This is a genomic window from Serratia proteamaculans (assembly GCF_946227095.1).
Taxonomy (GTDB): Bacteria; Pseudomonadota; Gammaproteobacteria; order Enterobacterales; family Enterobacteriaceae; genus Serratia; species Serratia proteamaculans_E.
Genome location: NZ_CAMISV010000007.1, coordinates 298,558 through 307,413 on the forward strand (window position 1 = coordinate 298,558; position 8,856 = coordinate 307,413).

Annotated in this window: 6 protein-coding genes; all 6 read left to right on the forward strand. The window is 44.5% G+C overall.

Annotated features, from left to right (window positions below; translation table 11 throughout):
• The first annotated feature begins 549 nt into the window (after positions 1–549).
• The 6 genes from OC597_RS16415 to OC597_RS16440 all read left to right on the forward strand — a co-directional run bounded on the left by OC597_RS16415 (position 550) and on the right by OC597_RS16440 (position 8,772).
• Complete coding sequence (locus OC597_RS16415; RefSeq protein ID WP_262209592.1) at positions 550–2,172, forward strand: carbamoyltransferase C-terminal domain-containing protein; 1,623 nt, start codon at positions 550–552, stop codon at positions 2,170–2,172.
• A gap of 58 nt (positions 2,173–2,230) precedes the next feature.
• Positions 2,231–3,103, forward strand: coding sequence for a glycosyltransferase (locus tag OC597_RS16420; RefSeq protein ID WP_262209593.1), 873 nt, complete (start codon positions 2,231–2,233; stop codon positions 3,101–3,103).
• A gap of 24 nt (positions 3,104–3,127) precedes the next feature.
• Positions 3,128–5,242, forward strand: a complete 2,115-nt coding sequence (locus tag OC597_RS16425) for a family 16 glycosylhydrolase (RefSeq protein WP_262209595.1) — start codon at positions 3,128–3,130, stop codon at positions 5,240–5,242.
• Between the two features lie 1,090 nt (positions 5,243–6,332).
• Positions 6,333–7,073 (forward strand): DUF4297 family anti-phage-associated protein, encoded by a 741-nt coding sequence (locus OC597_RS16430; protein WP_262209597.1) that lies wholly within the window; start codon positions 6,333–6,335, stop codon positions 7,071–7,073.
• The gene (locus tag OC597_RS16435) at positions 7,070–7,567 is read left to right on the forward strand and encodes a hypothetical protein (protein WP_262209599.1); all 498 of its coding nucleotides are present in this window, start codon (positions 7,070–7,072) and stop codon (positions 7,565–7,567) included. Before OC597_RS16430 ends, OC597_RS16435 begins: the two co-directional genes overlap by 4 nt.
• Entirely contained in the window at positions 7,564–8,772 is a 1,209-nt protein-coding gene (locus tag OC597_RS16440) for an ATP-binding protein (protein WP_262209601.1), read from the forward strand. The genes OC597_RS16435 and OC597_RS16440 overlap by 4 nt, the downstream gene beginning before the upstream one ends.
• The last annotated feature ends 84 nt before the right edge of the window (positions 8,773–8,856 follow it).

The following is an 8,856-nucleotide window of genomic DNA, read 5'->3' on the forward strand; positions in this document are numbered from 1 at the left end:
TAATCCGGACTGAGTTCCCCATAAGTGATCTACTATTCCGAACAGTTATTTAGGTTCGGTGGGATTGATGGCTGACAAGATCGGGTGTTGCAAAAAGAAAAGTGCACCGTGGGGTGATATTGAAATGGATAGTATTCGTGACCACTATTCCCTAGGGGTCGAAGCAAGGTCACTTACGCGGCTGCTTCCGGGCAGGAGTGCCGCTGCGATATTTTCGATGGTGGACGACCCTGGGGGCAAAGTGGTCGTATCTGGCGGGAGGCGGAGCTCGGTATTCTTAAAGCGGACTATCCGAGAGTGGGCACTGCGGTTACTGAGCGTCTTCCGGGGAGAAATGCAATGTCAGTTATAAAATGGCGAGAAGGTTGGGGCTGAAGAAATCCCATAGCAGCGAAGTCGGTTTTTGTCTCTGGAGTGATGAAGAATGGATACTACTGGAAAAGAATATGCATCTGAGTGTAGCAGAACAGCCAGTGAATAAAGTATGAATTAATCCAGATGAAAATAGATGGATAATGTGAAATTACAATGTATAGAGGTTGCTCACCAATGAAAATTCTCTCTTATAATCCAGGTCATGATGGTGCTGTGGCATTACTTGAAAATGGTCGATTAATAATGTCTGTCGAGGCGGAAAAAGATTCGAATAATCGATATTCCTCACTGAGCATTTCAGATGTGTTAAATGCTATTGGCGAAATGGACGATATACCAGAGGTTATTTGTGCAGGTGGATGGTGGCCCAGGGATCATGAGGAGTATTTAAAAGGCTCGAAAGTTAACGTTGGTTATCGGGGCATATCAAGTACAGATGTCATGGTCTCAGAAAGACGATTCTTAAAAAAGAAAATTAAATATTTTTCATCTTCTCACGAGCGAGCACACATACTCTGTGCATTTGGTATGTCAGATTTTCCAAAAGGAACATCCTGTTATGCTTTGGTATGGGAAGGTGGAATCGGAGCATTCTACGAATTAGATGCGGATCTGAATATAACTCTCGTTGGTGATGTTCAAAATCAACCAGGGAACCGCTATGGTATAGTTTATGGGTTAGCGGACCCAAGTTTTTCCAAAGATAGTGCCTACCCTCGTTTCTCTGATGCCGGGAAACTTATGGCGTTAGCATCTTTTTCAAAGAGAAGTATTGCGTCCTCGGAAGAACAAGAACTCATCGACTTTCTGTTGGATGGTCCTGTGAGAAAACTTAGCGAGTACGCGAATATTGAAAAAGCTCCGCACTATAATGTTGGGCTGGACGATAAAGAATTTCGAAATTTCACTGGGATATATAGCAATGCACTGTTTAATGTTTTTTATCAGTTTGCAAAGGAAAATCTAACGAAAAGGCAGCCGCTTATTATTGCTGGTGGATGTGGTCTGAACTGCGACTGGAATACTAAGTGGAAGGAGACAAATCTTTTTTCGGAAGTCTTCGTCCCTCCGGTTGCTAACGATTCCGGAGTTGCTATAGGCACTGCGATTGATGCCCAGTTCTATTTTACAGGTAACCCCAAAATTGAATGGAATGTTTACAGCGGATTAGACTTTAGAATGGACGATACATTCTGCTCAGAGAAATATGATGTCTATAATGTCGACAACGAGCAGATTGCCGATATGCTGGCTAACAATCTCATACTGGGCTGGGTGAATGGAAAATACGAAATTGGTCCACGCGCACTTGGTAACAGGTCCATCCTTGCGGCTCCGTTTCAGGAAAGTACAAGGGTTCGTTTAAACGAAATAAAACAACGTGAGCAATTTCGCCCAATTGCTCCGGTTTGTCTTCTGGAAGATGCTGAAAAATGGTTCGGATGTCATCACGAAAGTCGATATATGCTCTTTACGCATCGGGCGAAGACAGAAGCCCTTGCTGCAGTCACACATGTTAATGGCACTGCGCGTATTCAGACAGTGACATCAGCAACAAATAAAAATCTTCATAAATTACTTTCAGCATTTAAAAAACGCACTGGTTATGGTGTCTTGTGCAATACATCTCTCAACTTCAATGGTAAAGGCTTCATAAACAATATCAATGATCTGGATGCATATGTACAGGAGCATCACCTGGATGGGTTTGTGGTGGAAGGTCAGGCATATCTTTTAATTGATTCCTCACGTTATCAGGCATATAAGGAGGACTCAGCCATTTTATGCAAAAAATAAAGGATTATCCTGCGCCAGTTCGACTAATCGTTAAGCGGCAAAATCTGGAGAGTGCTTTATGCATGCTGTTCAAAAAAATTTGATTTACAAGGGGAGTATGAATTCATATCTGATTGGTTTTGAAGAGGATGACTATTTACGCTCTTCTTTCATCCGTGATCTTACGCTGCAGCAACTGGCACACCCTGCTTCGTTAAGTTCTGATAAACAGGTGTTATCACCACTCATTCCAAAGAAACTGATTCGCTACTGGCATGACCAGCATAATGTGCCGGAAGACGTTATGGTTTGTCTCAGAAGCTGGGATCGACTTCGTGATGATGGTTTTGAATGTAGTCTGTTTAACGATGAATCGGCAATGGCATATATTGCCGATCGATATGGCGCTAAAGAATGTAAAGCCTTCTCTCTTTGTCACCACCCGGCAATGCGCTGCGACTATCTGCGCATGTGCGTTTTACTCGCTGAGGGGGGGTTATACGTTGATGCTGACGATGTTTTACTTGGCGACAACTGGAAATATCTCTTCCATGATGGGGCACTCAAAGTACAACCATTATGTTACGACATTCAGTCCTCTTCGATGGTGCCAGCTGTGGATATCTGGAGAAGCGATTTGCCGACGACTGAGCGAATATTTTACATTAATAATGACCCTATTGTGGCCCCAGCGGGCCATCCTGTTTTGCAGAGAGCGCTTATTCGGGCAACCGAAACGCTGCTGAGCGATGTTCACTTACCTGAAATTCAATCAACGACGGGGCCAGGGAATTTCACTGCGGCTTTGGCAGCACATGCTCACAAATTGATAAGGGAAGGGGAGCCATTCGATTTTGAGTTTTTACGGGATTGGGAAATGATTGCAGAAACTCGCTGGGATCTTTCCTACCGTAATGACGAACGTAATTGGCGTAATATGGGCTCAGCCTGAACCCACATATCAAGGACAGAATCAATGAATCTTCAGGATGCCTCAGGTGTTTTGCGCAAGGTATTATTCAGAGTTTTACGTGTAATAATAAGTATCATACCTGGCCGTAGGATTCCCGTTTTCGGCTCAGATCCCGAAATGATCGGCTCAATTGTAGTTATTAATCTCGATCGCCAACCCGGCAGATGGCGGAGGTTGAACAGAGAACTCAAAAGATTCCGGACTTATGATGGTTTTCCATTAGCCTCTATTACACAGCGATTTTCCGCCGTGGATGCCCGGGATGGTCGCGCGAGTGCCGCAACGGCTGACGTTGATTCAATCTACTGTATTGGTGATCAGCTTTATGTCCAGCCGGATGCAAGGCTGGAGGCATACTTCAGCAATGATGAACCCATTAAAATGACTCGGCAGGAGATTGCTGTAGCAAGGTCACACGTGGAAGTCTGGAAGACTATTTCTGCGGGGGATAAGCAATATGTTCTTGTCCTTGAAGACGATGTATGGTTTAGGTGGGGGGCTGTTGCAGCTATCACAAGAGGCTGGCACTCAGCCATACGAGAATGTTTAGAGGATCGCGGGCCGCATTTACTGTATCTGTCTTATGAAGATGCAGGGGGAACAGCAGAACGTATGGACTGTTGTCATGACCTTTTCAGGCCCGTAAGAGGACTGTGGTTTCTTTCTGGCTATGTGTTATCACGCGATGGAGCTGCAGCTCTGCTGCGGGCAATGCCCGTGGTTGGCCCTGTTGATCTATGGATGAATTATCGCTTTGATGAACTTGGCGCGCTTGCGCTGTCCAGGCCAGCTATTTTGCAACGACAGGATAGTGCTTCCGATAACGCTTATTCCGTGCTTCCCTACCTGGCTCGTGCAGGTATTGTTGATGCCGGCACGGGGTTGATGGCTCCGGATAAAACCGACTCATGTTCAGTGATAGCCTGGACTGCTGGTGGCCAACGAGAGGGGCTGGCGATGGCTCTGGCTATGTTGGGGCTGCGGGTTCGGGTATTCGATGGCGATGAAGACGAAATTCAGGCACAGGATTTGCCGAATCTTTTTGAGGTATTTGATGTTCTTATTGATATTCCGTTCACACCTGAAACCTTTAATACTGTGCTCGCGAGGACGGAAATAAAATTTATTGTGGAGTTGGGAGCAATACAGCAATTTAAGTTTGAGCTGAAATCATTACCTTCATCACGCTCGGTATTCTTATCGGACTGTGAGCCAGATTTTCAAATGTGGGATCCACTTTGCACCCTGCTCAATCTTTCCAGGCCTGCACAAGTATTCCCCATTGGTGCGCCACGCGAATCCAGATTATTCCGGGGTGATCGGCCTTATGATTTATCCCATCAGGCTCGACTCCAGTCACATAAGGCATGTTTACTAGATGTCTCACCTTGGGTACTACCTCCTCAGTACGGGTGGCGACCGGCACACCTCTCTGGTCATGATGTACATCCTGTGGGCAAATGTCTGTTTTGTTCAGATATGACGGCCGAAACGCCATCCTTCATTGGGCTTGTCGAAACTTTTCCAGGTAATATGGCTTCGTTCTCCAAAGAAAGCCTGGTTTGCGATGAGGACGGTACACATCTTACTATCAGCGCAATACCTGCCGGTAACAGGCCGTACCGATCGGGAGCTTTTGCATCAAAACATTCTTTTGAGTATGGACGATTTGAGGCAGAAATTAAAGTTGCTCGTGGTTCCGGTCTGGTTACCGGTTTCTTTCTGCATCGGGATTCACCAAGGCAGGAGATTGATATTGAAATAGCGAGTGATGATCCAGAGCATATGTTAGTAAACGTCTATTTCAATCCTGGCGACGAAGGGGCAACATTAGGGTATGGGTACAGGGGATCCCCATGTCGCGTAGAACTTGGTTTCGATGCCACTCTGGATTTTCATCGCTATACAATTGACTGGCGACCAGACCGGATCGTCTGGTCCGTAGATGGCAGAGTTGTGCACGAGCGCGTAAGTTGGGATCCCACCCCAGTTCCGCATCTTGCAATGCGCTTACATGCAAATCTCTGGGCACCTCGTTCGGAAGAACTCGCCGGGATAATTGATATTCAGGCTTTGCCTGCAACGACAACCTTCAAAAATATAACTTTGTGGGAATAACTCATAAATTCGAAGGTATTGTGTTATCTGTCAAATGTTCCGGAGTGGATAGATGCAAATGATAGTTTAATCAAGAATATTAATTTGAAATTTAATATAGTTGTCCCCGCTCTTGTCTCACCGTATAAAGTATCTGCCAGTAGACTTACCGCTGCGTCAGTAGCAGCTCCGACAGGTTGAGCTGCATCTTCCGGGAGCATATCTATACGCTGGATCAGGAAAAATACCGTAAATGATGCAAGGGGTTCTGGTCAGGCGGATAAAACGCAGCACCACCAGAATCATCGAGCAGTGTGGATGATCGCCGAAATCACGTTTGTGTAACAACATTATGGACAGATTTCTGCCGTCGAAATTGGGGAAAAGCTGGGCTGAAGTGTTAGCACGGTGAGGGCTGCAGTGCCCAAGCTGGGGCTTGGGAAGTGGTACCGGCTCTGGACAGAAATGGAATAGGCACTGATACAGGCGCACTACAGAAAAAGGATCGATGGAATGACGGCGTTTTTACCGGGGGTTCTCTTGCCCCTGAGGGGAAACTGGATATTCATGCCATCAACTGGGCAGCGAGAAGGACGCAGGAGCGTATGGCGTTCTGTCGCCCTTTCGTACATATCCAGAAATGTATCAGTTATTAAAAAAGACGCGACATTCTGGATGCTGTTGGTGATTTTATCGGGGGCGATAAAGCATATCATCTGACCGGAGAAGGAGAGGATGCAAGCGCTAGGCTGTGTCCCTTAATCACTTGAGCTATAGTAACTGACTGTTTTATCAACATATTGAATTATGGCTCGCTACGACCTTCCCGATGAAACATGGACTATCATCCAGCCCTTACTGCCTGCTGACCATCCTCCCCGCGCGGTATGTTGTTGCAACTATGTGCGCCTGCCTCGTATCTGGCGCTTGTTCTACGCATATATGTCTTCCAGCGGCGCAACTTGTTTGAAGAAAAAACATCAAATTGATGTTTGGTCACAAATTCATTATTTGGGGCTGTATCGGACTCGGCGATGAATAGATAATCTAGATCATACGACTCATGAATCGTCGTCTCACATGCCAAGTTGGGGCAATAATAGGACTAGTAATGAAGGATCGTAGTGCTACAGCAACTATCAAAGGTTATTTTTACCAGTTCGACCAGACAATTGTACGGCTTCTTGAAGCCTCTGAGCATGCAAGCATAACGGTCGAAGGTATCGAGGATGTAGATTTGGTTGATGGTAGAGAAAATATTTTTATTCAGTGCAAATATTACGAAGGTACCGAATATAACCATTCCGTAATTAAAGATGCGATCATACATATGCTCAGGCACTTTCATGCTGCAGGATGTCCGAACAACCAAGCTTTCAGGTATCAACTTTACGGACATTACAAAAGTGGTCAACATAAACTTGTACTTCCTCTCAGTGAAGCCTTTTTGAAAGAAAATTTTTTAACCTACAAACGCGAAAAAATTGAATATAAGGTTCACGAAGAGCTTTCAATCACACCTGCACAGTTTGCTAGTTTTCATGGGCTGTTGGATATCAACCTAAATGCGCTTTCGTATGAGGATCAGCAAAAGAGGATTATCCAATTACTCATTACTGAGGTTACAGGTTGTACTGATACCGATGCTGAAACATTCTATTATCCAAATGCAATAAACGTTATCCAAAGCTTAGCCGTAGAGGATGATGAGGAAAAACGCAAGATCAGCAGGGTCAGATTCCTCAATGCGATAAACCGTAAGGAAATGATTTTTAGTGTTTGGTTGCAGCAGAAATTCGGTGCTGACTACTATGCAAAAATGATTCGAAGAAAATTATTTAAGTTTAAATGACAAAAACGCCGAAGGCATCGAGGATCTTTGTCATTGATATGGAGGACGAACATGAGGTTGATAAAACGACAGGAATGATTATCAAACTTGGTGAGTTTTTCTCGCACAAGGAACTCGTGAGGACTCCTCCGCAGGATCGATTTTGTCCATATGTGTTATTACGGGGTCTCAGTCCTATAGAACTCATTGAACTAAAAGAAAACCTTTGGAAGCAAGGACTTCTTTTCAGCGAAGGTTACCCCTTCCAGGGGGCAGAATTTTCAGCAACTTTGCTGGTCGCTGAGCCAACTAAAGAAAATCTCTGGCGAGTTAGGTTTATTCCTTCCGAAGACAAGTTGGCATCAATTGTGGCTGCAATTTCGGGATCAGTTATTGAAGTTTTTGACTTATACAAAACGGTACCTTTAGATAATGCCCTAGTTCCAAATGGGGTTGTGTATCATCCTATTAAAAGTAGCGGTTCCTATTTCATACAAGAGGTCATGCAAGCATGAACGATTTAAACGACATCAAGGCTGAGGTTATTGCTGTTTTTCCAGATAAAGTGAAAATATCAGTAAGCGATATTGCATCATTCTCTGATGGTAAAAGTATTCGTGTCGGTTCCTATTTGCGAATTACTGATAGTGAAGACTGCGCGCTAATTGCTATTATTGAAAACTTCTGTATTGAAGTAACTGAAAAAGCAGAACGTCGCCACATTATAGAAGCATTGCCGCTTGGGATAATTGTTGATGGTAAATTTATCCGCGGCGGTGACACGCTCACAATCCCGCCGACTGGTGTGGCACCAGCAACAGAAGCCGATATTAAAAAAATATTTGAAGAATCTGTTGAAGAACCCAAGAAATTTGTATTCAGCTCTTTGGTCTCAAATACTGCAATCAACGTACCGGTGGACGGTAATCGTTTTTTCAATAAGCATATTGCTGTTGTGGGATCGACAGGCGCAGGAAAGTCGCACACGATTGCAAAAATCATTCAATCGGCCGCTGGAGCGAAAGATGGCGAATACGCACTCAATAACTCTCACGTAGTCATCTTTGATATTCATTCTGAATATAAATCAGCATTCCCAGATGCTAACTTTCTGGATGCAAGTAACCTAACTCTTCCATATTGGTTGTTGAACAGCGAAGAGCTTGAAGAGGTACTTCTGGATACCGGTGAGCGCGATAACTACAATCAGTCTGCAGTTTTTCGCCAATTAGTCACTGAAAATAAAAAAAAGCATAATTCTGGTGCAAAATTTGTTTTCTACGATAGCCCCCTAAAATTTGACATCCAAGAAGTTTTGAATGCGCTGTATAATATCAAAAATGAAACTGCGAACTCTAAAAATGAAGCGCGGTACATGATAGATGATGGCTCTTACACTCTTCTTCCCGATGGAAAAACAGACGCAAATCATGGTCTCTTACTGGACGCAGATCAGAGATTGAATAAATATTTTTCCAGCCGGCTGACATTCCATCCAACAAAAGCTCAAAGCATTACTTCTGGGAGCTATGCTGATAAGTCGCTCGACAAATTCTTTACGCGCTTCGAATCAAAGGTCGCTCAAGATCGACTTCAGTTCTTGTTCGGTCCTGCTGCAGACACAGAGACTCTTGAAGGTACATTGATGAGTTTACTTGGCTATGGAAGTAAGCAGTCGAATATATCAGTGGTTGACTTGAGCGGTGTGAATAGACCCTAGTTTCCTAGACTGTTCCGTGCCTCATGAACCAGGCACTTTCATAAACTGCAGGGGGTTGATCCTCACAGGCACTGTGGCGGCGTT